Here is a 24,627-nt window from a genome sequence, read left to right on the forward strand (position 1 = left end):
CACAGCATGGACGACCTGAACAACGCCGCCGCGGACCTGTCGCGCTGGGCGGAGGACCTGGAACAGAAGGCGCAGCGCTACCAGGAGCTGCACGCCAAGATGACGGCGGTGAGCGTCACCGATACCTCGGCCGACGGCCGGATCAGCGTCACCGTGGACGCCAACGGTTCGACCACCGCGATCACTTTGGCGGCCGCCGTGCGCGGCATGGATCCCACCGCCGTGGCGACCGAACTCATGGCCTGCACGCACCGCGCCCAGGCGCGCCTGCGTGATCAGGTCACCGGCCTGGTCCATGACACGGTCGGCACCGACGAGGCCGGGGCGGCGATCGTCGGCCAGTACAGCGACCGGTTCCCTGACCTCGACCCGACCTCGCCGGCGCCCGTGCCGCCCTCGGCGCCGCCCGCCGCTGCGGCCGCACCTATCGCATCGTGGCCGTCCGCGCCCGAGGCTCCCGCCACCCGCAAACCCGACCGGGATCGGGTTGTCGCGCCCGAGGAGCCGTCCGACGAGGACATGTTCTACCAGCGCAAATCCTGGTTGCAGTAGCCACCGCTACAACCCGGCACACATTCGAGGGAACCGAACGGGGTCGGGGCGCGTCCAACTAGATCGAGAGCTGCGGACTCGACCGAGTTCGCCGGAGGAGGGATTCTGCGTGACCAGTCTGGTGAATGTGAATCTGGATGCGATCAGGTCACAGGCCTGCTCGGTGGACGGCGTGTCCGGCGGGGTCGCCAAGGCGCTCGAAGCGGCGAACTATCTCGCCCATGCCGACGACGGCTACGGCCTGCTCGTGAAGCCGTACGCGGTGAGCACCCTCAACTCGCTCCACGACGACATCACCGAGGCACTGGCGCAGCTCGACACCCTGACCACGGAGATGCCGGGCAAACTCCGCACCGCCGCCGACACCTTCGAAACGTGTGACACCACCCGGGCCGGCGATCTGACGGGCAAGACCGCCGAGATCGAAAGGAACGTCTGACCATGGCCGACGGACCCAACGCGGCGGGCACGTTCCTCAACGAGCACACCGTCCTGCCCGGCACGGTGAGCACCTTCGACGACGGCGAAGCTCCTGAGAACGACCTGCTCCAAGACGGTGTCGACTATCGGGACACCTACTACCAGGAAAGCAACTTCCTGTTCAGCAACGTGGGTCGGCCGACGGGTGGGGACGAACCCGACGCGGGCATCATGAAGGGCACGCTCCAGGGTGACACCTGGGAGAACGGCCTCGGCCTCTACAACGCGATGACCGGCGACGGGTCGATCATGACCAAGGTCGACGCCATCTCCAAAGCGGCCGGTACCGCGGGTGATTGGGCGTCGGCGGCGACGATGTTCAGCAAGGCGATCAAGGGCACCTCCACACTGGCGAAGTTCGACCCGTTCAACTTCCTCGGTTCGCAACTGATGACCTGGATGCTCGAGCACGTCGAACCGATGCGCAAATCACTGGAATCGATCACCGGCAGCCCGGATATGGTCCAGGCGTATTCGGATTCGTGGAAGGCGATCGCCGAGAGTCTGACGACCACCGCGCAGGAGTGGGCTACCGCGCTCGACAGCGGAATCGGTGAATGGGCGGGCGCCGCCGCCGAAGCCTACGTGGCCACCGCGACCGAGCTGACGGGCAAGATCGCCGAGAAGGCGGCCGTCGCCGAGGTGCTGTCGGAGTGCAACGCGGCGATGAAGGGCATCGTCGAGACAGTGCGCGAGATCGTGGTCGAGATCCTGAGCAATCTCGCCGGCATGCTCGCCGAGATGACCGCACTGCTCATCGCCTCCGCCGGAACCGCCACCCCCGCGCTCATCGCCAGGGCGCTGCTCGACATCTCGCTGGCCACGGTGACGGTCTCGCAGATGCTGGTGAAACTGGCGCAGGCGCTGATCGATACGAAGATGCTGGCGCAGAGCGCGGTGAAGATCATCCAGGGCGTGACCGAGGTCGAGACCGCGAAGTAGCGGCCGAGGAAGCCGGTGCCGGCCCGTGCTCGGTGGCAGACTGCGTTTATGACGATCAACGATTGGGCCGATGTCGACAGCTACCTCGTCACCACGCTCGTCGGCGACGAGGGAGCGCCCGCACTCACCGCCAACGCCGATGCGGGGCTGCCCGCCATCGACGTCTCCCCACCCCAGGGCAAACTGCTGAACCTGTTGGCCCGCACCGCGAAAGCGCGCCGGGTGCTCGAGATCGGCACGCTCGGCGGCTACAGCACCGAGTGGCTGGCGCGCGCGGTCGGCGACGGTGGTCTCGTCGTCACCCTCGAATTCGAACCCCGCCACGCCAAGGTCGCGCGCGAGAACCTCGACCGCGCCGGCGTGGGGGAGCGCGTCGAGATCCTGGTGGGCGCGGCCCTCGACACCCTGCCCGGTGTCGCCGAGGATCTGACCGAACCGTTCGACCTGGTCTTCATCGACGCCGACAAGGTCAACAACTCCAACTACGTGCAGTGGGCGCTGCGCCTGACCCACCCGGGCTCGGTGATCATCGTCGACAACGTGGTGCGCGCGGGCGCGGTGGCCGACGAGCAGACCGAGGATCCCAATGCCCGAGCGAGCCGCGACCTGATCGAATTGCTCGCCGCCGAACCGAGTGTCGACGCGACCGTCATCCAGACCGTCGGCGCGAAAGGGTGGGACGGATTCGCCTACGCCGTGGTGAACGGCCCGAATTCCTGATCTTCACCGCCCGGCAATGCGCAGGGTCATTGCCGGGCGCCCGGGATTCATCGGGAGGTTGTTCGCTGCCGCTAGCGTGGGACTGTTCGACTTCAGGAGCCGCCATCATGGAATTCCGTCATCTCGTCTCGTTCATCGCGCTCGCCGAGGAATTGCATTTCGGACGGGCGGCGCAGCGCCTGCATCTGACGCAGCCGAGCCTGAGCGCTCAGTTGCAGAAGCTGGAGAAGTCCCTGGAAGTGCAGCTGGTCGCGCGCAATTCGCACGAGGTGCGGCTGACACCTGCGGGCCGGGAGTTCGAGCTGCAGGCCCGCCAGATCATCGCCCAGCTCGACCGGGCCGCCCAGGCCGCGAAGGCGACCGCCGCCGGTCGCGCCGGCAGCCTGAACGTCGGCTACAACCTGCCCGCCAGCAAGCACATCCTGCCCGACGCGCTGGCCCAGCTCACCGACCGCCACCCCGGCATCTCGGTGTCGCTGTGGGAGAAGCGAACCGGGCCGCAGCTGGCCGCGCTGGCCGACGGATCCCTCGACCTGGCCATGGTCTACGGCCACCCCAGCACCGCCGACTTCCGGTACCGGCGTCTGCTGCACCGGATACCGCTGGTGGCGGTGGTCGGCAGGCAGCACCGCTGGGCCCACCGCTCGCACGTGCCGTTCGCCGAACTGCGGGATCAGGACTGCGTGCTGTTCGCCCGCGATCAGTGTCCGGCGATGTACGACGCGATCCTGCGGTCGGCCGCGCAGACCCGGATCTCGCTGAACATCACCCAGATCGCCGACGATCCGGGCGCCACCGCCCACATCGTCTCGGTACGCCCACTGGTCGGATTCGCCTCGCTGCCGCGGGCAGTCTCGGCGGGTATGGGGTCCTCGGACACCGACCCGGTAGCGGTGAAACTGGTCGATCCGGTCCCGACCCTGGATCTGCACGTGGTGTGGCGGGCCGACGAACAGAATCCGGCGGTGGCGATGTTTCTGGACTGTCTCGCGTCCACGGCACCTGCCCTGGCCGACGACCAGGTTCTGACGGCGTGAAGTCGTCGTTCATTTCAGTCCTGACCGCACGAACGCATTGACGATGTGGCGCTGCAGCACCAGATACAGCAGCAGCACCGGCAGACAGGCCAGACCCGCCAGCGCCATCATCGGTCCCCACTGATCACCTTCGGTGCCCATGAAACTGCGCAGTCCGAGCTGCAGCACACTGTTGGACTGACGCAGCACGACCGCGGGCCAGAAGTACTCGTTCCACGCGTTGATGAACAGCAGGATGCCGAGCGCGGCCAGTGCGGGTCGCAGGTTCGGCACCACCACGGTCCACAGAATCGACCACGACGAGCGCCCGTCGATCTTCGCGGCGGCGATGAGCTCTTTCGGGAACGCCGACATGTGCTGGCGCAACAGCAGCACCGCCAGCGCCGAGCACAGCGTCGGCAGCACGACGCCGATCAGGGTGTTGATCAGGCCCAGCTGGTTGAGCAGGATGTAGTTGGGCAGCATCGTCACCTGGAACGGCACCAGCCACACCCCCACGAACGCCAGATACAGCAGCTTCTGCAGCGGGAAGGTGTAGATGGCGAACGCGTAGGAGGCCAGCAACGCGATGAGGAGCTGGCCCGCCGCCGAGAGCACCGCGACGAAGAACGTGTTGGCGATCAGACCGGCGATGTCGACCTTCTGCGCCGCGTCGAGGTAGTTGGCCGTCGACAGGGGCCACGGGATCGGCGACAGCGAGGTGACGTCCTCGGGTCGGCGCAGCGACGTCGCGAACAGCCAGTAGATCGGGAACACGCAGACCAGTGCCGTGGCGGCGAGCAGCAGATGGCTGCTCAGCCCGCGCAGTCGTTCAATCGTCATGGACAGCAACCTTTTCCGAGATCCAGACCAGCAGTGCGGCCACCAGACCGAAGCCGAAGAACAGCAGCACACCGGCCGCGGCGCTCAGACCGGCGTCGAAACTGTGGAAGGCGTAGTCCCAGAGCAGGTAGTAGATGTTGGTGGTGGCCTGCGCGGGACCGCCCTGGGTCATCGAGTCGATGAGCGGGAAAGTCAGTGTGGGACTGAGCAACACGGTCGTGAGGACGAGGAACAGCACGGTGGGCGAGAGCAGCGGCAGGGTGATCCAGCGCCGGATCTGACCGGGTGAGGCGCCGTCGACCCTGGCCGCTTCGTCGTAGTCTCCGCTGATTCCGGCCAGGCCCGCCCACACCACGAGCACCGCGAAGCCGATCAGGTGCCAGGCGGTGATCGCGATGATCACGCCCTGCGCGGTCGCGGTCTCGTACACCCAGTTGCGGTCCGAACCGGTCACCTGGGCGAGGAAGCCCGTTCCCGGATGCAGCAACCAGCGCCACACCGCCGCCGCCGCGACCGGCGCGACCAGGAACGGCGCGAACACCAGTGCCTGATAGATCGTGCGCGCCCGACCGGTGACCCGTCGGCTCGCCATCGCGATCACGACCGGCAGCACCACCGTGAACGGCAACAGGCCCAGGATCAGTGTCCCGGTGCGACCGAGGGCGCCCCAGAACGGCGGAAGATCCAGCAGCCGTTCGTAATTCGCGGTGCCCACCGGTGTCATCGGCGCGGTCGGCAGCAGGTTCCACGAGTAGGTGGACAGCTGCAGGGCCTGCACCAGCGGTTGATAGGTCCACACCACCAGCAGGAACAGCGCCGGACTCAGGTAGAGGTAGGGCGCGACGAACCGGGCCACATGGCGGCGGGTGAGGCGCCGGCGCACCGGTGTCGCCGCGACCGGCGGTACCGGCGACGCCGGCGCATCGATGACGAACATCTACCGCACCGCCGCCCGCGCGGCGACGATCGCCGCGATCTGCTCGAGCATTTCCGACTCCGGCCGGTCATAGACCTTCGGCGCCGGAGCGGCGTCGATCGCGGTGGCCAGCACCGTCGACTCCAACACGTCGATGCGGCTGAACCCGAAGCCGACGAAGCCGCGGTGTCTGCCGGCCGGTGCCATGGGGTCCACCCGGTAGGCCGTCGCGGGACCGATCCACACCGGGATCCCGGCCAGCGCCGACGCGCCGGTGAGGTGGTTGTGCCCGCACAGGATCATCCGGACATCGGTGCCCGCCACCACTTCGGCCAGCTGTTCGGCATCCTTGAGCCGGAGGAAGTCGAGGGTGGCCAGCGGGGAACGCAGCGGCGGATGGTGCACCACCAGCACGGTGCCGTGCGGGGCGGAGGTGCGCAGTTCCTCGGCCAGCCAGGCCAGCTGCTCCGGTTCGAGCTTGCCGTCGTGCTGGAACGGTGTGGTGCTGTCCAGCACGATGATCCGCACGCCCGCGATCTCGACACATTGGTCGTGCGGCAGGTCCGGGTCCACCGTGTCGCGGCCGAGCAATTCGACGCCGAAGGCCGTGCGTTCGTCGTGATTGCCCATCGCGTAGACGATCTCGGCGCCGAGTTCGGCCGCGACGGGTTCTACCGCGGCCCGCAACCGCCGGTAGGCCTCGGGTGATCCGTTGTCGCTGAGATCACCGGAGAAGATCAGCACGTCGACGCGCTGCCCGAAGTCGCGCAGCCGGTCGAGCACCGCGGTCAGATTGGCGGCGGTGTCGACACCGTGAAGCAGTTCGCCCTCGGGCCGCAGGTGGGTGTCGGTGATCTGGACGATCGTCAGCCCGCTCATGACTTCGGCATGAGTTCGGTGCCCGCGGTGCGGGCGGCGGTGAGCGTGGACTGCGGGTCGGCGCCCTGGAACACGACGGCCTCGACGGCGTCCATCATCCCGTCACGCATCTGCAGATAGTTGTTGCCCGGCATCGACACCCACGGCTCCATGTTCGCCAGCTGCGCGACGTTCGGGCGCAGCAGCGGGTTCTGGTCGGCCCAGTCCTTGAGCCCGCCTGCTTCTTCGAGCAGACCGGTCCGCAGCGGCAGGTAGCCGATGTTCTGCGCGATCTTCTTGTAGGAATCCTCGCTGGTCAGGTGCTTGATCAGTTCCCACGCGGCCCGCTGCTTCGCCGGATCGTTGGACAGGATGTGCAGGCCCGCACCGGAATTCGTCGGGATGGCGGGCTTGCTGCCGAAGCCGGGCATCGGCGCCGAACGCAGGTCCCACTTGCCCTTGGACCCGGTGACGAAAACGCTCTGCAGCGCGCTGGTTTCGAGCATCATGCCGATCTCGCCGCGACCGAACGCCTCGTAGCCCTGCTTCTGATTGAGCTTGGGCATGCTGCCGCTGTTCACGAGGTTCTGCGCCATCTTGGTGACCTCGACGGCGGGCGCGTCGGCGAAGGTGAGGGTGTTGCGATCCTCGGAGATCACGCGGCCGCCGTTGGAGCGCACCAGCGACTGGAAGCACCAGTCCTTGGCGGTCTTGGTCAGGCAGTCGATGTAGACCCCGCCCTTGCCGGTGCGGTCGGCGATCGCCTTCGCGGCGGTGGTGACCTCGTCCCAGGTGGTGGGCGGCTTGGCGGGATCGAGACCGGCCTCGGTGAACAGCGACGCGTTCAGATACAGGACGGGCGTGGAGAAGACGAACGGAACGCCGTAGGTGTGGCCGTCCCAGTCGTCGAGGGTGCGGGCCCGGGGCGCGTACGCGTGGCGGGCGCCGTCAAAGTTCTGCTTCACTTCCGGAGCGCCGACCAGCTGGTCCAGCGGCTTGGCCTTGAGCTGGTGGATGGTGAAGTCCAGGTCGGAGAAGCCGAGCTGGGCGACGTCGGGCGGGGTGCCCGCCACCATCTGGTTCTGGATGCTGGAGACGGTGTCGGTGGCCGGGTTGGGGCTGTTGCCCTGCGGCTTCTGCGCGGTGACCTTGATATTGGGGTGCTTGGCGCCGAAGTCGGCGATCAGGGCGTTGAAGGTGTCGGTCCAGGCGCCCGCCACACCGTAGCTGTAGGACTCGAAGACGATCGAAACCTGTTGGTCGGCAGCCAGTTCGGGAATCTGCGCGGTGGAGGTGGCGTCGGTGGACCCGGTGGTGCCGAGGCCGCAACCGGTGAGGGCGAGGGCGGCGGTGAACACCACGCCCAGCGCGGGCAGTGTGCGTTTCATCGTGGTTCTATCCTTCTCATCGGGGTGGTGCCGAAATCAGGGGACGGGGATCGCGGCCGCGTCGACGGCCGGTTCCGCGAGGGAGCTGGGCGCTTGCCACGTCAGCCGCAGGCCGGTGTCGGGGTCGAACAGGTGGATGTCGGCGGGGTCGACGCGGCAGGCGATGTCCTCGCCCACCCGGACACCGGCCGGACGGGCCGCGCGCACACAGAGGCCGGACTCGAGGTGCACGAGTTCTTCGCTGCCGAGGTTCTCGACCATCCGTACCCGCCCCCGGACATCGGTCGAGGTGTCGTCGATCCGCAGGCGTTCCGGGCGGATTCCGGCGACGACGGCGGTGGCGTCGCCGGAATCCTCGGTGATGTCCAGCGCGGCATCGATGCCGTCGGCCATCACCGTCATATGGCCGTCGCTCGCGGTGACGACGGCGGGGAACAGGTTCATCGGCGGTGAGCCGAGGAAGCCGGCGACGAAGGTCGAGCGCGGGCGATCGTAGAGCTCCTCCGGGGTGCCGCACTGTTCGATGCGGCCCTGGTTGAGCAGCGCGATGCGCGTCGCCATCGTCATCGCCTCGACCTGATCGTGGGTGACGTAGAGGAAGGTCGCGCCGAGGCGCTGGTGCAGCGCGATCAGTTCGGCGCGGGTCGCGCTGCGCAGTTTCGCGTCGAGGTTCGACAGCGGTTCGTCCATCAGGAACGCGCCGGGATCGCGAACCATGGCGCGTGCCAGCGCGACTCGTTGCCGCTGTCCGCCGGACAGGGCGACCGGGCGACGCTCGAGCAGCGCCGAGATCTCCAGCGTCGCCGACACCTCGGCGACCCGCTGCGCGATCTCCGCGCGCGGCCTGCGCCGCGCCCGCAACGGGAACCCGATGTTGCGCGCCACCGATAGATGCGGATACAGCGCGTAACTCTGGAACACCATCGCCAGATCCCGCCGCTGTGGCGCCGCGTCCGTCACGTCGACGTCGCCCACCAGAATCCGCCCCGCGCTCGGCTCCTCCAGCCCCGCGATCATCCGCAACAACGTGGACTTGCCGCAGCCACTGGGCCCCAGCAACACCATGAACTCACCATCGGCGATGTCGAGACTCACCTCGCGCACCGCGTACTCGGCATCGAACTTCTTCGACACCGCTTCGATCTGCAGTCGTGCCATGCGCCCAGTGTCGAGCCCGCCACGGCCCCCGTGCCGGGGCGATAGTGAACGTCGATCGGTCCAATCATCTCGACCCCACCGACGCACGAACCGCACCATCGTGCTCGTCGTGCTCGTCAGACGTTGGTGGGGTTCGGCGAGGCTGTCACCGGGTGATCGGCCGATGGTGGAGAGCTCCGCCCCGGGGCGTGGATCTCCATCGTGGTGGCGGTCAGTGCTCTTTTCGGACGGTGGATCATCGAGTTCCGACCACCGTGTTCTCGCAGGTAGGCGTGGTGCGAATCAGATACCAGCCGAGACCTCAGCGCAGCCGGACCGGTAGTTCGAGTAGGCCTCGGATGAGGGTGCTGGTTTGCCAGCGGAGGTCGGCGGTGGGGGCGAGGGTCAGGTCGGGGTAGCGGTGCAGGAGAGCGGTGAAGGCGATTTCGGCTTCTACGCGGGCCAAGGGGGCACCGACGCAGAAATGGATGCCGTGGCCGAAGGCGAGGTGGCCGGCGGTGGGGGTGTCGGTGGCGAGGGTGTCGGGGGAGGCGAAGCGGGCGGGGTCGCGGTTGGCGGCCGAGAGGGCGACGTAGACGATCTCGCCCGCGGGGATCTCGGTGTCGCCCAGCGTGACCGGTTCCGCGGTGTAGCGGGCGGTGGCCATGTCGACGGGGCCGTCGAAGCGCAGGAATTCCTCGATCGCGGCGGGGACACCGGTGGGGTCGGCGCGCAGGGCCTGCCACTGTTCGGGGTGGCGGAGCAGGGCCAGGACGCCGTTGCCGATGAGGTTCACCGTGGTCTCGTGGCCCGCGACCAGCAGCAGGAACGCCATCGACACCAGCTCCTGATCGGTGAGCCGATCGCCCTCGTCGTCCGCGAGGACCAGCTGGGACAGCAGATCCTCGGCGGGCGCGGACTGCTTGGTGCGCACCAGCTTCGCGAGATAGCCGACCATCGCGGCCGACGCGGCGGGACGCTCGTCCTGCTCGCCCTCGCCCACCACCGTGACCAGGGCCTTGGTCCAGGCTTGGAAATCCGCGCGATCCTCGAACGGGACACCGAGCAGCTCGCAGATCACCGTCACCGGAAGGGGATTGGCGAAATCGTTCATCAGATCGACCTCGTCGCGATCACCCATCGCGTCCAGCAGCGACGCGGTGATCTGCTCGATACGTGGTCGCAGCAGGGCGACCTGGCGGCTGGTGAAAGCCTTGTTCACGAGCTTGCGCAAGCGGGTGTGCGCGGGCGGGTCGGTGCCGAGCATATGGCTCAGGAGCGCGACGATATTCGGGTCCGTCGCCGTGGTCTCCCGCTTGGTGTGCAGGATCACGTCGATCCGCACGACATCCTTGCGCAAGCGCGGGTCGGCGAGCGCGATCTTGGCTTCGGGATAGCCGACGACCACCCAGCGGACGACATCGTCGGGGAAGCGAACCCGATGGACGGGACCCTCGGCCCGCCACCGGCGGTACTGCGCGTGCGGATCGTCGAAGAAGTCGGCGCCGATGGACTCGACTGGGGCGGAAGCGGTGAGGTCGGCCATCGAATCGACGGTACCCGCGCCGGGCCCAGCGCGCATCGACCGTGAATACCGGCACCACGGAACACCCTGTGACGAACGCGAATTCGCGATCAGGTGGGGTGTGGCTCCGCCGTCGAGGTACTCGACTCGACCGATGCCAGGAAATCCCGCAGGAGCTCGGTGACGGTCTCCGGTTGTTCGAGGGAACTCGAGTGACCGCACGCGGGGATCGTGTGGAGCCGGGCATGCGGGATGAGCGAGGCGATGTGGCGGGCATGCGGGAGCGGGGTCGCGGCGTCGTCCTCGCCGACGATGATCTGGGTGGCAACGGTGATCGCCGGGAGTTCGCCGTCGACGGCGCCACGTTCGGTGACACCGTGGACGGCGTTTCGTGTACCGACACGGTCGATCGCGGTCAGGCGACGCGACCACTCGCGAACGACTTCCCTGCCGGTGGGGGAAGCCAGGAAGGCGGGCCCGAACAGGTGCGTGGCCACCCGGCCGGCGATGGGGCGGATGCCGAGCCAGCGCACTGCCAGGGCCAGACGGTGGTATTCGCCGATCTTGGCGGGATCCTCGGCGCGAGCGCTGGTGTCCAGGAGGGTGAGCGATCGCAGGAGTTCGCCGTGCCTGGCGGCCAATCGTTGGCCGACGAAGCCACCCATGGACAGCCCGACCCAGTGCACGGGGCCCGCGTCGAGAGCGCGAATCACGCCTACCGCATCGGCGGCGAGAGTGTCCATGTCATAGCCGCCGGCGGTGGGTGGGGTATCGCCCTGGCCGCGCCAGTCGAGGGTGACGCACCGGTGGTCGCGTTGCAGGGCCGCGAGCTGGGCGCGAAACATCCAGCCACCGAACAGCAATCCGTGGCCGAAGACCACGGTGGCGGCGCCCGGTTTGCCCGCGGGAGCGCCGGTGTCGGTGTAGGAGATCGGAACACTGTCGATCTGAATGATCGGCATGAGGTCACTCGCCGCCGGTGCTCAGGCCGCCGCGAGGCGGACGTTGCGCATCGTCACCAGGGCGGTGGCACACAGGACTTCGCCGGTCTCCTCCACCGAGAACACCTCGGCCGCGGCGATCGTGAGCAGTGCGCCGGGCTTGATCACCCGGCCGCGGGCGACCACGTTCGGGCCTTTGGCGGGCGCGAGAATCTTCACGGTGTAGTCGATGGTCATGTTCACCCAGCCTGCGGGCAGCAGCGTGCCCGCGGCCGAACCGGCGGCGAAATCGGCGAGCGAGCCGAGGACCCCGCCCTGGAAATAGCCGTCGTGCTGGGTGAGTTCGCGCCGGTGTGGTTGCACGATCTCGACATCGCCGGGCTCGACCCGGCTGAAGTGGAAACCCAGGTGCGCGGCGGCGGGCATGGACAGCACAACACTGGGAACCAGCTGTGCGAAGTCGGGATTGGGGGCCTGTGCTGCGGTCATCGGCTCAGTTCTCTGCTCGGCAGCGGCGCGGCGTCGCCGCTCCTCCTGCGGCGAATCCTGCCCGCTGGCGGCGCGCGGGAACAGCCCATCGCGGAAATTTCGCCTGCTGTTGGGAGTCCGGAAAGAGTTCGGCCGGGCGAGTGGCGCGTGCACCCGCCCGGCCGAGCGCTCAGCGAGTTCCGGCGTGCAGGACCACTTTGCCGTTGCGGCCGGGAGTTTCCGACACCACCGCGGCCTCGGCGGCCTGCGCGAGCGCGAAATCGGCCTGGACATCCAGCCGCAGGGTGCCGTTGGCGGCGAGGGTGACGAGTTCGGTGATCAACCGGACGTAATCGGCGCGGTCGATGTCGGAACTGCGCTGCTGGCCCCAGAACCCTTTCACCACAGCCTGTTTGAAGATGACGGCGCCGGTGTCGATGATCAGCGGTTTGCCCGACAGCGCGCCGAAGGAGATCAGTTCACCGCGCGGGGCGAGCAGCGCCATCAGATCGCCCGCGGCCGGACCGCTGACCTGGTCGACGGCGCGCACGATCGGTTCGCCACCGGTGATGTCGGCACCGGTGGCGAGCCAGCCCACCGATTCGGTGTCGAGCACGGGACCGTAGCCGAGCTTTTCCAGCGCCTGCACCGACGACTGCCCGCGGACCAGGCTCAGCACCCGCACTCCGCGTTCCTTCGCGAACAGGTTGACCAGGCGACCGACCGCGCCGTTGGCGGCGTTCACCACGATCCACTCACCGGCTCGCACCTGTAGATCGTCGAGCAGCATCAGGGCGCTCAGCGGCATGGCGAGCAGCTGGCAGGCGGTCTCGTCGGGCACGGAATCCGGCATCGGTACCGCTTGCTCGGCGCGGGCGACGAAGGAATCCGCCCAGGCGCCACGGACACCGGCGATCGCCACCCGCTGACCGACCTGGAGTGCGTCGACGCCGGGGCCGACCGCGTCGACGACGCCGGCGGCCTCGGTTCCGGGGATCGCGGGCAGCGGCGGCCGATAGCCGTAGACGCCGCGGATGATCGCCAGATCGTGATTGTGGATCGGCGACAGCGACGTCGCGATCCGCACCTCACCCGTCCCGGGCTCCGGGGTGGGCACCTGCTGTGCGGTGAGCACATCCTTCGGTTCGCCGAATTCGTCGATGACAACTGCCTGCATGTCCGCCTCCGTGGTGGTTGCGAGTCCCTGCCGAGCGTGATCGTGCTCCATTGTGGCACCGTGGCGGTCTCGGGTGGCTCAGGGATGCCCCTGCTCGGGCCCGGCTGTCAATACCTCGCAGGGCTGAGAGCGGGTCACTCCGACAGCGCGTGAAAATAGCTCGCACGGTGGACGAATGTGACCGGGTGGCGTGCGTACCCTCGGTGCATGGCAGACGCGCTCGGAACACGCTCGCCCGCAGTGCGATCCGGATCGCGTATCGCCGAGGTCGACATCCTGCGGGGGTTCGCCCTGTTCGGGATCCTGATCACCAACGTGGTCGTGGCGACCTCGCTGTGGTCGGTGGTAGGCACGCGCGAGGATCCGGTACTGCGCTTCGGCGGCACCGTCGACCTGCTGGTACGAGCCACCGTCGACGCGCTGTTCGCCGGGCGGTTCTACCTGCTGTTCGCGTTTCTGTTCGGGTACTCGTTCACGTTGCAGATCGCGGCGGCCCAGCGTGCGGGGGCTTCGCCGGTGCGGCGGTTGCTGCGGCGGTGTGCCGCGCTGATGGCGATCGGACTCGTCCACGTCTATCTGCTGTGGATCGGGGACATCCTCACCCTCTACGCGTTCCTGTGCCTGACCCTCATCGCGCTGCGCAAAGTGCGGCCGCGGACCGCGGTGATCACCGCGGTGGTGCTGTACGCGGTGTGGTCGGCGTGGAGCTTCCTGCCGGGCAGCGCCGGTCTTCTCGCGTTCGGCGAGTTCGTCGACCTGCCCGCGATATCGGCCGACTACACCGCCGACTTCGGGTCGACGTTCTCCGCGCAGACGGCGCTCGCGCCGGTGTTCCTGCTGCTGATCTGGTTCGGTCAGGGCGTGCCGAGCCTGGCGATGTTCCTGATCGGCATGGCGGCGGGCAAACGAAACCTGTTCGCGGATCCGGATACGCTGCGCCGCTGGTCCTTTCGCGCACTGGTGATCGGCTTCGGCATCGGCCTGCCGATCTCGGCGATGACCTTCGCAGAGTCGATGACCTGGTGGCACGCCCCCGCGGTGATCCACGGCCTGCAAATGCTGGTGAACCCGTTCATGACGTTCGCCTATGTCGCCGCGATCCTGCTAGCCGCGCAGTCCGCACGCCTGGGCCGCTACACCGCCCTGCTCGCCCCGGCCGGGCGCATGGCCGCCACCAACTACATCGGGCAATCCGTGGTGCTGATGCTCGTCTACACCGGATACGGCCTCGCCCTCGCCGATGACATCGCACCCCTGGGCGTCGTCGCGATCGCCCTGCTCACCTTCGCCGCCCAGCTCGCGTTCAGCACCTGGTGGCTGCGCGGTCATTCGTACGGTCCGGTGGAGTGGTTGCTGCGCGCCGCGACCTACCTGACCGTCCCGGCGTGGCGGCGCCCTGCCGTGCAGAATGCTCCGCCCGGCGCCTGAGCCGCCGACTCGGCGCTCTGTCAGCCGGCGGCAGGCTGCGGCGGGCGGTGGAACTCCGCCCGCCAGCGGTGCAGACCTGAGGCGTCGGCACGGGAGATGGTTTCCACCCGGACCAGGGTCAGGTCGGGAGCGGTGAAAGAGTCGATATCGGCGCGGGTGAGCGGCCACGGCGGGCCGGTGGTGGCGGGGGTCTGGCTGATGTCGGCGATCACGAGCAGGGTCGCGTCGGGCGCGAGGAGGTCTCGGATACCCGTGATGGCGTGGGTGCGGACGTCCAGGGGCAGGGATTGAACGGTGATCGACTCGATGACCAGGTCGAAGGCGTGGCGCCAGGTCGGCGGCGGGTGGAGGAGGTCGGCAACCTTGTAGGTGACGGGCGAATGCGGGAAACGAGCGCGGGCGCCACGGATCGCGGTGGGGGAGATGTCGAAGGCGGTGGTTCGGATGCCTTGGGAAGCAACGAATTCGGCGTCGATGCCGTATCCGCAGCCGATCAGCACGGCCCGCGCTCCCTGGGGCAGGGTGGCGGTGCGGAGCCAGTCGACCAGCAGGGGATTGGGGACGTCGCGATCCCACGGAACCACCGAGGTCCCCGCGGCGGCCTCGGCGTAGAGCGGTTCGAACCATCCGGTCGGATCGTTCGCGGCCAGCGCCTGAGCGGCGAGGCGACGATCGGCGGACGGCTGCGCGTCGGTCATAGGTCCAGTCTTCACCACCGACGGTCGGCTCGTCGCCCGACATTCGGGGACGCGCCCGACGACCGCTGAGCTGGTCGGTTGATCATCAGGCCCAGGTTGCCGGAGATACCGACCGGATCACCACCACCGGAGCCCGATGATCTCGACCTGTCAGGGGATCAACACGACTTTGCCTGTGGTGGCACGGGATTCGAGAGCGTGATGGGCGGTGGCGGCCTCGGCCAAGGGAAATTCGGTCACCGCGGGGCGGAACAAGCCAGTGCCCGCGCCGGCGAGTGCGCGTTCGGACAGGACGCGCAGGTCACCGCCCGCCCGCTGGATCATCGGCGGGCCGAGCACGGTTTCGGAGGTGATGCCGCGCCCGGCGGTGTCCACCTGTGCCGGAGCACCGGCCGACCAGCCGAAGACCAGATGGGCGCCGCCGGGGCCGAGCAGGTCGACGGCGGCTTCGGCGACGGGTCCGCCGACGCCGTCGAACACGACGGTCACGGCCCGACCACCCAGCTGGGCGCGCACCTTCGCCGGCCAATCCGGCAGCGTGTAGTCGACCGCGATATCGGCGCCGTTGGCGCGCACCATGGCCACCTTGTCCGGTCCACCCGCGAGCGCGACCACCGTGGCGCCCGCGGCGACGGCGTACTGGACCAGCAGGGTGCCGATCCCGCCGGCGGCCGAGGTCACCACCGCGACGCTGTCGGCATCGAGATCGGTGAACTGGAGAATGCCGAGCGCCGTGCGACCGGTGCCGACCATCGCCACGGCGGCGCTGAAGCTCACGCCGTCCGGAATGGCAAGGAGGCGTTCGGCTTCGGTGACCGCGAGCTCGGCATAGCCACCCGGTGCGGTGCCCAGGTGGGCGACGACGCGCGTACCGAGCAGGGCGCGGTCAACGCCGTCGCCGACGCGGTCCACGACCCCGGCGACCTCGCGGCCGGGGACCGTCGGCAGCGCGGGCGCCGGGAACGGGCCCGGCTCACCACGGCGTAACGCGGTATCGACGAGATGGACACCGCAGGCCGCCACCTCGATGCGCACCTGACCCGGGCCCGGTGTCGGATCCGGGATCGACTCGTAGCGCAGGTTCTCGGCGGGACCGAACTCGTGGAGCTGAATCGCATGCATGACGTCAGTGTTCAACCTGAACGGTGCTCGAGGTCAAGCGTGACGGGCGGCCCGCGCGGCGAAACCGTCGCAGAGCGCTTCGAGACCGAGGAACAGCAGGTCCTCGGAGGTCAGGTCGCTCACCCCGGCGCCTTCGAGATCGGCCAGCGCCGGCGGGACGGGGGAGGAGGGTTTGCCCTCGAGGAGATCGCGCAGGCCGTTGGTGTCGTCGGTGGCGGTGCGCTTCTCGGCGAGCAGTGCGCCGCCGACCACCGGCAAGCTGGCGCCGGAGATGTAGTTCCAGACGGAGAATCCCATCGTGGTGGCCTCACGGGCGGTCACGCCGAGTTCGCGCAGGCCCTCGACCAGCCATGCCAGGCTGGTCAGGCCCTGCGGGCCGAAGCTGTAGCGGGGGACCGCGAAAGTGAGCAGCACCCAGGGATGCTGCTGATAGAGCTCCCAATCGATCTCCGCGGCGATGCGCACCCGGTCGCGCCACGTCCACCCGCGACCGGCCGGTTCGGGGTAGGGGTGCCGGGCGGCGATCTCGTCGGTCATGGCCGCGATGAGTTCGTCCTTGTTCGCCACGTGCCGATACAGCGACATGGTGCCCACATCGAGGCGGTCGGCGATGCGGCGCATCGACACCGCGTCGAGTCCGTCGGCGTCGGCGAGGGAGATCGCGGCGTCGACGATCGCCGTGCGGGTGAGCTTCGTCTCGGTCATCCCATGACTCGCTTTCGTAATACAACCTTCATGCGTACACTGTACTCAGCTCTCGCGTACGGCGTACGCACAACCTCGGAAGGATGTCGGAATGACGAAGCTGGAACCGGCGGTGCCCACCGCAGTCGCCGGTGGACGCCGCGCATGGCTCGGATTGGGCGTGCTGCTGCTGCCGGTGCTGCTGGTGTCGATGGACATCTCGGTGCTCTTTCTGGCCATGCCGACCCTCACGGCCGACCTGGATCCCACCGCGTCGCAACAACTCTGGATCCTCGACATCTACGGGTTCATGCTCGCGGGTCTGCTCATCACCATGGGCAACCTCGGCGATCGGATCGGCCGACGCAACATCCTGCTCGCCGGCGCCGCCATCTTCGGTGTCGCGTCGGTGCTCGCCGCGTTCGCGCCCACCGCGCCGATCCTCATCGCGGCCCGCGTACTCATGGGCATCGGCGGTGCGACGCTGCTGCCGTCGAGCCTGGCGCTGATCTCCACCCTGTTCCCCGACACCCGGCAACGGGCCACCGCGATCGGTATCTGGACCGCGTTCTTCGCCGGTGGTTCGGCGGTCGGGCCGATCATCGGCGGTGTCCTGCTGCACCACTTCTGGTGGGGCTCGGTATTCCTGATCAACATCCCGGTACTGGCGATTCTGCTGATCTTCGGGCCGATCCTGCTGCCCGAACATCGCTCCGCCGCGCTGGGACCGATCGATCTGCCCAGCGTCGCGCTGTCGATCGGCGGCATCCTGCCGTTGATCTACGGCATCAAACACATCGCCGCCGAAGGCCTCGACGCGGTGTCGCTGGTGATTGCCATGATCGGCGTCGGGCTGCTCGTGCTGTTCGTGCGCAGGCAGCGGCATCTCACGGAACCGCTGCTCGACCTGTCGCTGTTCACGCGGCCGCTGTTCCGGGTGGCGATCGGGGCCAGCATGGCGGGCATGATGTCGCTCGCCGCGCTGAGTTACCTGACCAGCATCTACCTGCAGTCGGTCACCGGGCGTGACCCGCTGGCCGCCGCGCTGCTCGGCATTCCGATGGCGATCGCGGTGTTCGTGTGCTCGATGAGCGGCGCGCGGCTCGGGCTGCGGCTCGGCGTGCGGGCGACGTTCACGCTCGCGCTCCTGCTGTCGGCCATCGGCAACCTGATGCTGCTCGGCGTCGGTGTCGACGGCGGTCTCGGCTGGTACATCGCGGGCTCGGTGATCGCCGGTATCGGGTACGGCTTCTCGTTCACCCTGGTGTCGGATGTCGCGGTGTCGGCGGTGCCCGCCGAGCGGGCGGGTTCGGCGGTCGGGATCTCCGAAACGAGTTTCGAACTCGGCAACGCGCTCGGTCTCGCCCTGCTCGGCTCGGTGGCCGCGCTGGTGTTCCGTTCCGGCGGCGACTTCGGCGAGACCCTGGGCGACACCCTCCTGGAGTCCGCCGGCGACGACGGGCTGATCCACGCGGCCCGCGAATCCTTCGTCAGCGGCATGCACGTCGCGACCGCGGGCGGCGCGCTGCTGCTGATCGCGATGGCGGTACTGGCCTGGCGCTCGGCTCGCACCGATACGACGACCACCGACGCGCGCTGAATCGCCCGCCGGTCACGACCACCGGGCGGCGTGATCGCCGCCACGGTGTGCCGGGCCGGGCGGCCTCACCGGGCAGACGTCCAGGTTCGTTGCATAGGATCGGCGGATGCGAAACGAGGGTGCGGCGGGACTGGCGACATTGCTCGCCCTGGCCGATTCGCGCCTGCCCATCGGTGGACACGTGCACTCCGGCGGCGTCGAGGAAGCGGTGTCATCGGGGTTGCTGCGCGACAACGCGAGCGTGGAGCTGTATCTGCGGCGCCGGATATCGACCTCGGGACTGGTCAGCGCGTCGCTGGCCGCCGCAGTGTGCGGCGCAGCGCTCACGCCCGAACGCGCCGAGCTCGAAGCCGACGCCCGCACGCCCTCGCCCGCCGCGCGAGCGGCGTCGCGCGCGCAAGGCCGTGGGCTGCTCCGCCTGGCCAAACAGCTGTGGCCGCACCATGATTGGGCCGCGGTAGGTCCGCGCCCGCATCTGTCGACGGTGTTCGGCATGGTCGGCGCCGCGAGCGGAGCGAGCACCGAACAGCTGGCGGGCGTGGTCGTCTACACGACGCTCACCGGCGCCGCCACCGCCGCGCAACGACTGCTCGCCCTCGATCCCGCCGCCATCGCCGCGAGCACCGTGCGCCTGGCACCGCTGTGCGACCGGATCGCCGCCGAGGCCGCCGCCGGCCTCGCCGCCCTGTCCGATCCACTGCAGGACGCCCTCGCCGAACGCCACCTCCAGCGCGACATGCCGTTGTTCGCGTCCTGACCCCGTGATTCCGAGAAGAATGGAGCCCCCATGCCTCCCCATCTGATCGATGGCGAACCGCACGATCACAGCCACGACCGGCCCAAGCGCGACCGCACCGCCGGTGAAGCGCTGCGCATCGGCATCGGTGGCCCCGTCGGCTCCGGCAAGACCGCGCTGGTGGCGGCTCTGTGCAGGCAGCTGCGCGACGAGCTGTCCCTCGCGGTGCTGACCAACGACATCTACACCACCGAGGACGCGGACTTCCTGCGCCGCCACGCCGTGCTGCCCGACGAGCGGATCACCGCCGTGCAGACCGGCGGCTGCCCGCACACCGCCATCCGCGACGACATCACCGCCAACCTCGACGCCATCGACGATCTCGTCGCGGCCAATCCGCCACTGGACCTGATCCTGGTGGAATCCGGCGGCGACAATCTCACGGCCACCTTCTCGTCGGGCCTGATCGATGTGCAGATCTTCGTCGTCGACGTGGCCGGCGGCGACAAGGTGCCGCGCAAGGGCGGCCCCGGCGTCACCTTCTCCGACCTGCTCGTGGTGAACAAGACCGACCTCGCCCCACTGGTCGGCGCCGACCTCGGTGTGATGGAGCGCGACGCGGCCAAGGTCCGCGACGGCCGCCCCACCGCCCTGGTCTCGCTGACCGACGACCCGGCCGCCACCCCGGTCCTGGCCTGGGTGCGCGAGCAGCTGCGGGTCGCCGCCGAACAGGACGCGGCCACCGGCGTTGCGCACTGAACTGAGCATCGTCGCCGCACCGGGCAGGCTGCCCCGCATCGACGCGGTCGGCGGCCTGGCCGGGCGGCACACCGGTATCGACACCGTGCACCTGATCGGTACCGCGGCGACCCCGCTCGGCGGGGACGAACTCGACATCACCATCGTCGTGCGCCCCGGCGCCCGGCTGGTGGTTCGTTCGGTGGCGGCGACGATCGCCCTACCGGGCGCGGACACCATGATGTCGAACGCGCACTGGCGTTTCGACATCGGCGAAGGCGCCGAACTGGATTTCGATCCGGAACCCACCATCGTGGCCGGTGGCGCACACCATCAGGTGGTGACCACGGTCCAGGTGGCGCCCGACGCGCGGCTGCGGCTGCGGGAACGGGTGCAGGTGGGCCGCAGCGGCGAGGACGGCGGCGGGTGGCGCGGTGATCTGCTGGCCGACCTGGGCGACGTGCCGCTGCTTCGGCACCGGCTCGAGCTCGGAGCGGGTTCGTCGACCGACGATCGGCTGAGCGGGGCCCGTGCGCTCGACAGCGAACTGGTCTACCCGGACCATCGCCCTGCCTGGTCGGGCAGCGTGGACGAGGTTCGGCTGCCGCTGGCCGCGGGCGGCTCGCTCGCCACCCGCACGAGCAGCCGCCTGCGCGCGCTCGCGTTCGCGTCCGGATAGCTGACGAAAAGGCGGTGGGAGCCGGGCAGCAAGAGCCCGACTCCCACCGCTGGGAATTCGATCAAGCGTTGACGAGCTCGGCTTCGCTGTCGGCGGCCTCGGGGACCATCCCCCGCGGCGGCGCGAGGAAACCGCTCGCCGCACCCACCGCCGCACCGATACCGGCGCCGACGACCGTGACGGGGATCGACACGGCCATGTACGCGGCCATGCCGCCCAGGATCGGACCCGCGACCAAACCGATCGGCACGAACGGGATTCCGGCGACGAGCCCCGCCAACGCGCCACCCGTGCTCGCCATCATGGCGAACGGGATCGCGACGGTGGAACCGACCGCGGCGCCCCTGGCCGCCGAACCGAGGGTCTCGGAAGCGATCCGGTCCGAGCGGCTGCGCTCGAGCCCGACCGAGTCGAGGAATGTCGCCAGGTTGGCCTCGGTGTTGGCCGCGGCGTCGTTGATCTGGATCGAGGTGTCCACCGGCACGAAGTCCGGCACCGGAACCTGCTGGTCACCGAAGCGGAACTGGCCCGGCGGTGGCAGGATCGGCGGCACCGGCGCGACCGCGGTCGGTGCGTGCAGCGGTCCCACCGGGGACAGGTAATCCATTTCCGGCCCCGTCCGCGACCACTGCAGCGAGCTGCGGGTGTTCGCGGGCATCGGCTGCCCCACGTAAGGGGTGGCGTTGGGCGCCACCGCGTCGAACTCCGGTCCGGGCTGATGCTCGGGCTGGGTCACCGCCGCTTGCGCGGGATCGGCATTCGCGGTGCCCGTGCCGATCAGGGCCATGACCAGGGGTACCGCTCCGGCTGCGACGACCGAACCTACCTTCTGTCGCTGCAAGTTCGGCGCCCTGTGTTTCCCCGTCGCCATAGATCACCTTTCATCCTGGGGATTGGTCACACATATGACCTCCGACATTCGGACCGGCGCCCGACTCGGATGGGTCCGAAACGTCGGCAACCCGCAACAGCGGTCCGTGGAAAGGCAACTGGCACGCGAAAGGCCGGGTGGTTCGACGGAACCACCCGGCCTGCGTAGAGCTGTGTCAGCCGATCTTGCGCTGCTCCGCGGTGAGCGGTTCGGCGGTGGCAGGCGGCGCGCCCACGTCGGCCGCGAGTTCCTTGGCCTCCGCCTGATCGGCGTTGACCTCCTCGATCGCGAGCCGCGCGAAGATCCACTGCTCGGTCGCCGCCATCTGACCGCGGTTGCGGCCGAGGAACGACACGAACCAGCCGATCACCGTGACGATTCGGCTGCGGTAGCCGACCAGGTAGTACAGGTGCAGGGCCAGCCAGGCGAGCCAGGCGAGGAACCCGCTGAACTCGAGCTTGCCGATCTGGCAGACGGCGTCGAACCGCGAGATCGTGGCCATCGAGCCCTTGTTGAAGTACTTGAACGGCTTGCGCTCCTCCGGCGTCTGACCGTGCAGCCCGGCCTTGATCGCCTTGGCCGCGTAGGTCGAACCCTGGATGGCGCCCTGTGCCTGCCCCGGGACGCCGGGCACCGACATCAGGTCGCCGACCACGAACACGTTCGGATGACCCTTGACGGTGAGGTCGGGCTCCACGATGACGCGCCCCGCCCGGTCGACCTCGGTGCCCTCGGATCGCTCGGCGATCATCTTGCCCAGCGGGCTGGCCTGCACGCCCGCCGACCACACCTTGCACACGGCCTCGATGCGCCGGGTGCTGCCGTCGGCGTCCTTGACGATCACGCCGTGCGCGTCGACATCGGTCACCATGGCGTTGAGCTGGATCTCCACACCCATCTTCTCGAGCCGCTTGGCCGCCTTGGCGCCCAGCTTGGGACCCATCGGGCCGAGCACCGCGCCGGCGCCCTCGAGCAGGATGACGCGCGCGTCGCGAGGGTCGATGGTGCGGAAGGTGCCGTCGAGGGTGCGGTCGGCGAGCTCGGCGATCTGCCCCGCCAGCTCCACCCCGGTCGGGCCCGCGCCGACGACGATGAACGTCATCAGCCGGTCGCGCTCTTCCTGGGTGGTGGCCAGCTCCGCCTGTTCGAAGGAGCCGAGGATGCGCGCCCGCAACTCGAGCGCGTCGTCGATGGTCTTCATGCCGGGCGCGTAGGTGGCGAAGTGGTCGTTGCCGAAGTACGACTGCTGGGCGCCGGTGGCGACGATCAGGCTGTCGTAGGTGGTTTCGGTGTCGCGGTTGAGTAGTCGCGAGGTGACCTTCTTGTTCGCCAGGTCCACGTCGACGACGTCGCCGAGCAGCACCTGCGCGTTCTTCTGCTTGCGCAGCACCAGCCGCGTGGCCGGGGCGATCTCGCCGGTCGAGAGGATACCGGTGGCCACCTGGTACAGCAGCGGCTGGAACAGGTGGGTCGACGTCTTGGAGATGAGCGTGACGTCGACATCGGCTCGGCGCAGATGCCGGGTGCCGAACAAACCGCCGAACCCGGAACCGATCACCACTACGTGGTGCCGCTTCCCGACAGACTCAGTGCTCATCGTCGCGCTCCTCGACAGACTGGGGTGGGCCCCGCGGTGGTGGTGACAGGGTTAACCGTAGTCGGCTCCGGTTGTGACGTCGCAACAAGAACCCGATAGCGGCGTGTGACGCGGTATCTCATCGAACGACAAGATCGACGATACGGGATGCGCCGAGTCAGCGACCTGCGAGAAGGATCTCGGCGACCCGGGTGTCGGTCTCGGCGCCGTCGGTGTATCCGCCTGCTCCGCCGAGCGCGTTCATGATCGACAGCGTGTACCGCTCACCGGCGCCCGCGACGCCGACCGAGTTGACCACCCAGCCGTCGGCCTCGGCCGACCAGCCGTTCTTCAGGCCGGGCCGCATCGACGCACCCGCGCCCCACACGCCCCAGTGCTGATTGGAGTCGACCGAGCGCATCCGGTCGAGCAGGTAGGCGAGATCGTCGGGGTGCATGGTGTCGAGGATGGTGTTCATCAGCCGATCCAGGTCGGCGGCCGTGCACTTCTGGAACGACCAGTCCGGGAACAGGGCGGTCGTGGTCGGCTGCGGGATCAGGCTGACCATGCCGTAGGCGCGGAACGCGTTGTTGTAGGCCATCCGGTCGAAGCCGATGTACTTCTGCCACAGCACATCGGTGGCGTGGTCGTTGGAGGTGGCCAGCATCGCCTCGATGTTGAAGCGGTCCTCGGGGGACAGGCCGATGGCGCCGACGCGGGCCCGGTTGAGCAGGTCGGCGGCGATGGCCAGCTTGATCGTGGACGCGGTCCAGACCTGGTTCTCGGCGTGTTCGTTGGCGTAGATGCCACCGGTCTTGCGGTCGCGCAGCACGTAGCCGACCACACCGGGGCGGCCGGCGAGATAGGCGTCGGCCCGGGCGATCCGGGAGCTCAGGTCGGCGTCGAATCCAGGCACCGACACCTGGGTCAGCGCGGGCGGCGCGGCATGGGCCGGACCGGTGAGGACAGGGACGCCCGGAGTGAGGGCGGCCGCGGCGGCGAGGAGGCAGGCAGTTGCTGCGACTCGGGAAACGACACGGGTGGAGGGGGAACGGTCACGCACGATGGACCACACTCGCACACCGGACGCCGCAATGCACTACTTCACCCCAAATCCGGCATCAGGCGCGACAACCCCGCCGAGACGCACGCTGTCCGTCGCTCAGGGTTGTTGCGGCACAGCGCAATTGCTGTCAGTGATGCGCGGCGTGCGGAGTGGCGATGGTGCAGCCGTTGAGGCGGTGGCAGTGCTCGAAGGCTTCGCCGTGCCGGTCCAGTGGCCACGAATGCAGTACCTGATCAGGCCCGTAGCGCCGGGAATTGATCAGCTCCCAGCGCGCGCCCACTCGGCGGACGATGAAGCCGCCACCGGGAACCAGGGGAAACACCTGCGCGATCATGAAACGAAACCAGCCTTTCGCCCGCGGCCGTACTGTCCCACCCGAACCGCCACGATCCCACGCCCGGCGTCGAGGGTGCCGCAGGCGGGGCCGGGACGTCTTGCGGTGTGGCGTATTTCACTAGCCCGGTGC

Annotated in this window: 26 protein-coding genes; 10 read left to right on the plus strand and 16 right to left on the minus strand. The window is 68.8% G+C overall.

Annotated elements, in window-relative coordinates; all coding sequences use genetic code 11:
- The first annotated feature begins 6 nt into the window (after positions 1-6).
- The 5 genes from ACWF99_RS09445 to ACWF99_RS09465 all read left to right on the plus strand — a co-directional run bounded on the left by ACWF99_RS09445 (position 7) and on the right by ACWF99_RS09465 (position 3,731).
- On the plus strand, positions 7-552 hold the full coding sequence (locus tag ACWF99_RS09445; RefSeq protein WP_378627244.1) for a YbaB/EbfC family nucleoid-associated protein: 546 nt from the start codon (positions 7-9) through the stop codon (positions 550-552).
- Positions 553-661: 109 nt separating this feature from the next.
- Positions 662-991, plus strand: coding sequence for a type VII secretion target (locus ACWF99_RS09450; protein WP_378627246.1), 330 nt, complete (start codon positions 662-664; stop codon positions 989-991).
- Positions 992-993: 2 nt separating this feature from the next.
- Positions 994-1,974, plus strand: a complete 981-nt coding sequence (locus ACWF99_RS09455) for a hypothetical protein (RefSeq protein ID WP_378627247.1) — start codon at positions 994-996, stop codon at positions 1,972-1,974.
- A gap of 48 nt (positions 1,975-2,022) precedes the next feature.
- Positions 2,023-2,694: an O-methyltransferase gene (locus tag ACWF99_RS09460; RefSeq protein WP_378656229.1), complete on the plus strand. Its 672-nt coding sequence runs from the start codon at positions 2,023-2,025 to the stop codon at positions 2,692-2,694.
- Between the two features lie 107 nt (positions 2,695-2,801).
- Positions 2,802-3,731, plus strand: a complete 930-nt coding sequence (locus tag ACWF99_RS09465) for a LysR family transcriptional regulator (protein WP_378627250.1) — start codon at positions 2,802-2,804, stop codon at positions 3,729-3,731.
- Positions 3,732-3,740: 9 nt separating this feature from the next.
- On the opposite strand, the gene ACWF99_RS09470 is transcribed toward ACWF99_RS09465, so the two are convergent.
- The 9 genes from ACWF99_RS09470 to ACWF99_RS09510 all read right to left on the minus strand — a co-directional run bounded on the left by ACWF99_RS09470 (position 3,741) and on the right by ACWF99_RS09510 (position 12,963).
- Positions 3,741-4,553: a carbohydrate ABC transporter permease gene (locus ACWF99_RS09470; RefSeq protein WP_452535593.1), complete on the minus strand. Its 813-nt coding sequence runs from the start codon at positions 4,551-4,553 to the stop codon at positions 3,741-3,743.
- Positions 4,543-5,490: a carbohydrate ABC transporter permease gene (locus ACWF99_RS09475; RefSeq protein WP_378627252.1), complete on the minus strand. Its 948-nt coding sequence runs from the start codon at positions 5,488-5,490 to the stop codon at positions 4,543-4,545. Before ACWF99_RS09475 ends, ACWF99_RS09470 begins: the two co-directional genes overlap by 11 nt.
- Positions 5,491-6,348 carry a metallophosphoesterase gene (locus tag ACWF99_RS09480; RefSeq protein ID WP_452535594.1) on the minus strand — a complete coding sequence of 286 codons (858 nt, stop codon included), beginning with the start codon at positions 6,346-6,348 and terminating at the stop codon, positions 5,491-5,493.
- Positions 6,345-7,715 carry an ABC transporter substrate-binding protein gene (locus ACWF99_RS09485; RefSeq protein WP_378627254.1) on the minus strand — a complete coding sequence of 457 codons (1,371 nt, stop codon included), beginning with the start codon at positions 7,713-7,715 and terminating at the stop codon, positions 6,345-6,347. Before ACWF99_RS09485 ends, ACWF99_RS09480 begins: the two co-directional genes overlap by 4 nt.
- Positions 7,716-7,751: 36 nt before the next feature.
- Positions 7,752-8,873, minus strand: a complete 1,122-nt coding sequence (locus ACWF99_RS09490; protein ID WP_378627256.1) for an ABC transporter ATP-binding protein — start codon at positions 8,871-8,873, stop codon at positions 7,752-7,754.
- 301 nt (positions 8,874-9,174) lie between these two features.
- Positions 9,175-10,398: a cytochrome P450 family protein gene (locus ACWF99_RS09495; RefSeq protein WP_452535595.1), complete on the minus strand. Its 1,224-nt coding sequence runs from the start codon at positions 10,396-10,398 to the stop codon at positions 9,175-9,177.
- Positions 10,399-10,487: 89 nt separating this feature from the next.
- Positions 10,488-11,339 carry an alpha/beta fold hydrolase gene (locus ACWF99_RS09500; RefSeq protein WP_452535596.1) on the minus strand — a complete coding sequence of 284 codons (852 nt, stop codon included), beginning with the start codon at positions 11,337-11,339 and terminating at the stop codon, positions 10,488-10,490.
- A gap of 21 nt (positions 11,340-11,360) precedes the next feature.
- Positions 11,361-11,807, minus strand: a complete 447-nt coding sequence (locus ACWF99_RS09505) for a PaaI family thioesterase (RefSeq protein WP_378627261.1) — start codon at positions 11,805-11,807, stop codon at positions 11,361-11,363.
- Positions 11,808-11,976: 169 nt separating this feature from the next.
- Positions 11,977-12,963, minus strand: a complete 987-nt coding sequence (locus tag ACWF99_RS09510) for a zinc-binding dehydrogenase (RefSeq protein WP_452535597.1) — start codon at positions 12,961-12,963, stop codon at positions 11,977-11,979.
- Between the two features lie 207 nt (positions 12,964-13,170).
- Here ACWF99_RS09510 and ACWF99_RS09515 point away from each other — a divergent pair, with 207 nt between their 5' ends.
- Complete coding sequence (locus ACWF99_RS09515; RefSeq protein WP_452535598.1) at positions 13,171-14,391, plus strand: DUF418 domain-containing protein; 1,221 nt, start codon at positions 13,171-13,173, stop codon at positions 14,389-14,391.
- A 20-nt stretch (positions 14,392-14,411) separates the two neighbouring features.
- On the opposite strand, the gene ACWF99_RS09520 is transcribed toward ACWF99_RS09515, so the two are convergent.
- From ACWF99_RS09520 to ACWF99_RS09530, 3 genes are all read right to left on the minus strand, one after another.
- Positions 14,412-15,089, minus strand: a complete 678-nt coding sequence (locus tag ACWF99_RS09520) for a class I SAM-dependent methyltransferase (protein WP_452535599.1) — start codon at positions 15,087-15,089, stop codon at positions 14,412-14,414.
- 150 nt (positions 15,090-15,239) lie between these two features.
- Positions 15,240-16,211, minus strand: coding sequence for a zinc-binding dehydrogenase (locus tag ACWF99_RS09525; RefSeq protein WP_452535600.1), 972 nt, complete (start codon positions 16,209-16,211; stop codon positions 15,240-15,242).
- Between the two features lie 33 nt (positions 16,212-16,244).
- Entirely contained in the window at positions 16,245-16,916 is a 672-nt protein-coding gene (locus ACWF99_RS09530; RefSeq protein WP_452535601.1) for a TetR/AcrR family transcriptional regulator, read from the minus strand.
- A gap of 91 nt (positions 16,917-17,007) precedes the next feature.
- On the opposite strand from ACWF99_RS09530, the gene ACWF99_RS09535 reads away from it, so the two are divergent.
- The 4 genes from ACWF99_RS09535 (at position 17,008) to ACWF99_RS09550 (ending at position 20,648) form a co-directional block, all read left to right on the plus strand.
- Positions 17,008-18,495 carry an MFS transporter gene (locus tag ACWF99_RS09535; RefSeq protein ID WP_378627271.1) on the plus strand — a complete coding sequence of 496 codons (1,488 nt, stop codon included), beginning with the start codon at positions 17,008-17,010 and terminating at the stop codon, positions 18,493-18,495.
- Positions 18,496-18,601: 106 nt separating this feature from the next.
- Positions 18,602-19,252 carry an urease accessory protein UreF gene (locus tag ACWF99_RS09540; RefSeq protein ID WP_452535602.1) on the plus strand — a complete coding sequence of 217 codons (651 nt, stop codon included), beginning with the start codon at positions 18,602-18,604 and terminating at the stop codon, positions 19,250-19,252.
- Between the two features lie 30 nt (positions 19,253-19,282).
- Positions 19,283-19,990 (plus strand): urease accessory protein UreG, encoded by a 708-nt coding sequence (ureG, locus tag ACWF99_RS09545; RefSeq protein ID WP_378627274.1) that lies wholly within the window; start codon positions 19,283-19,285, stop codon positions 19,988-19,990.
- A complete protein-coding gene (locus ACWF99_RS09550; RefSeq protein WP_378627275.1) occupies positions 19,980-20,648 on the plus strand; it encodes an urease accessory protein UreD in 669 nt (222 codons plus the stop codon). Before ureG ends, ACWF99_RS09550 begins: the two co-directional genes overlap by 11 nt.
- 61 nt (positions 20,649-20,709) lie before the next feature.
- Here ACWF99_RS09550 and ACWF99_RS09555 read toward each other — a convergent pair whose 3' ends face one another.
- The 4 genes from ACWF99_RS09555 to ACWF99_RS09570 all read right to left on the minus strand — a co-directional run bounded on the left by ACWF99_RS09555 (position 20,710) and on the right by ACWF99_RS09570 (position 24,495).
- The gene (locus tag ACWF99_RS09555; RefSeq protein WP_378627276.1) at positions 20,710-21,489 is read right to left on the minus strand and encodes a hypothetical protein; all 780 of its coding nucleotides are present in this window, start codon (positions 21,487-21,489) and stop codon (positions 20,710-20,712) included.
- A gap of 205 nt (positions 21,490-21,694) precedes the next feature.
- Positions 21,695-23,116, minus strand: a complete 1,422-nt coding sequence (locus ACWF99_RS09560) for an NAD(P)/FAD-dependent oxidoreductase (RefSeq protein WP_378627277.1) — start codon at positions 23,114-23,116, stop codon at positions 21,695-21,697.
- A gap of 157 nt (positions 23,117-23,273) precedes the next feature.
- Positions 23,274-24,158 carry a serine hydrolase gene (locus ACWF99_RS09565; protein WP_378656261.1) on the minus strand — a complete coding sequence of 295 codons (885 nt, stop codon included), beginning with the start codon at positions 24,156-24,158 and terminating at the stop codon, positions 23,274-23,276.
- 130 nt (positions 24,159-24,288) lie between these two features.
- Positions 24,289-24,495, minus strand: a complete 207-nt coding sequence (locus ACWF99_RS09570; RefSeq protein ID WP_378627280.1) for a hypothetical protein — start codon at positions 24,493-24,495, stop codon at positions 24,289-24,291.
- Positions 24,496-24,627: the final 132 nt, after the last annotated feature.

It is taken from the genome of Nocardia sp. NPDC055002 (assembly GCF_053608825.1).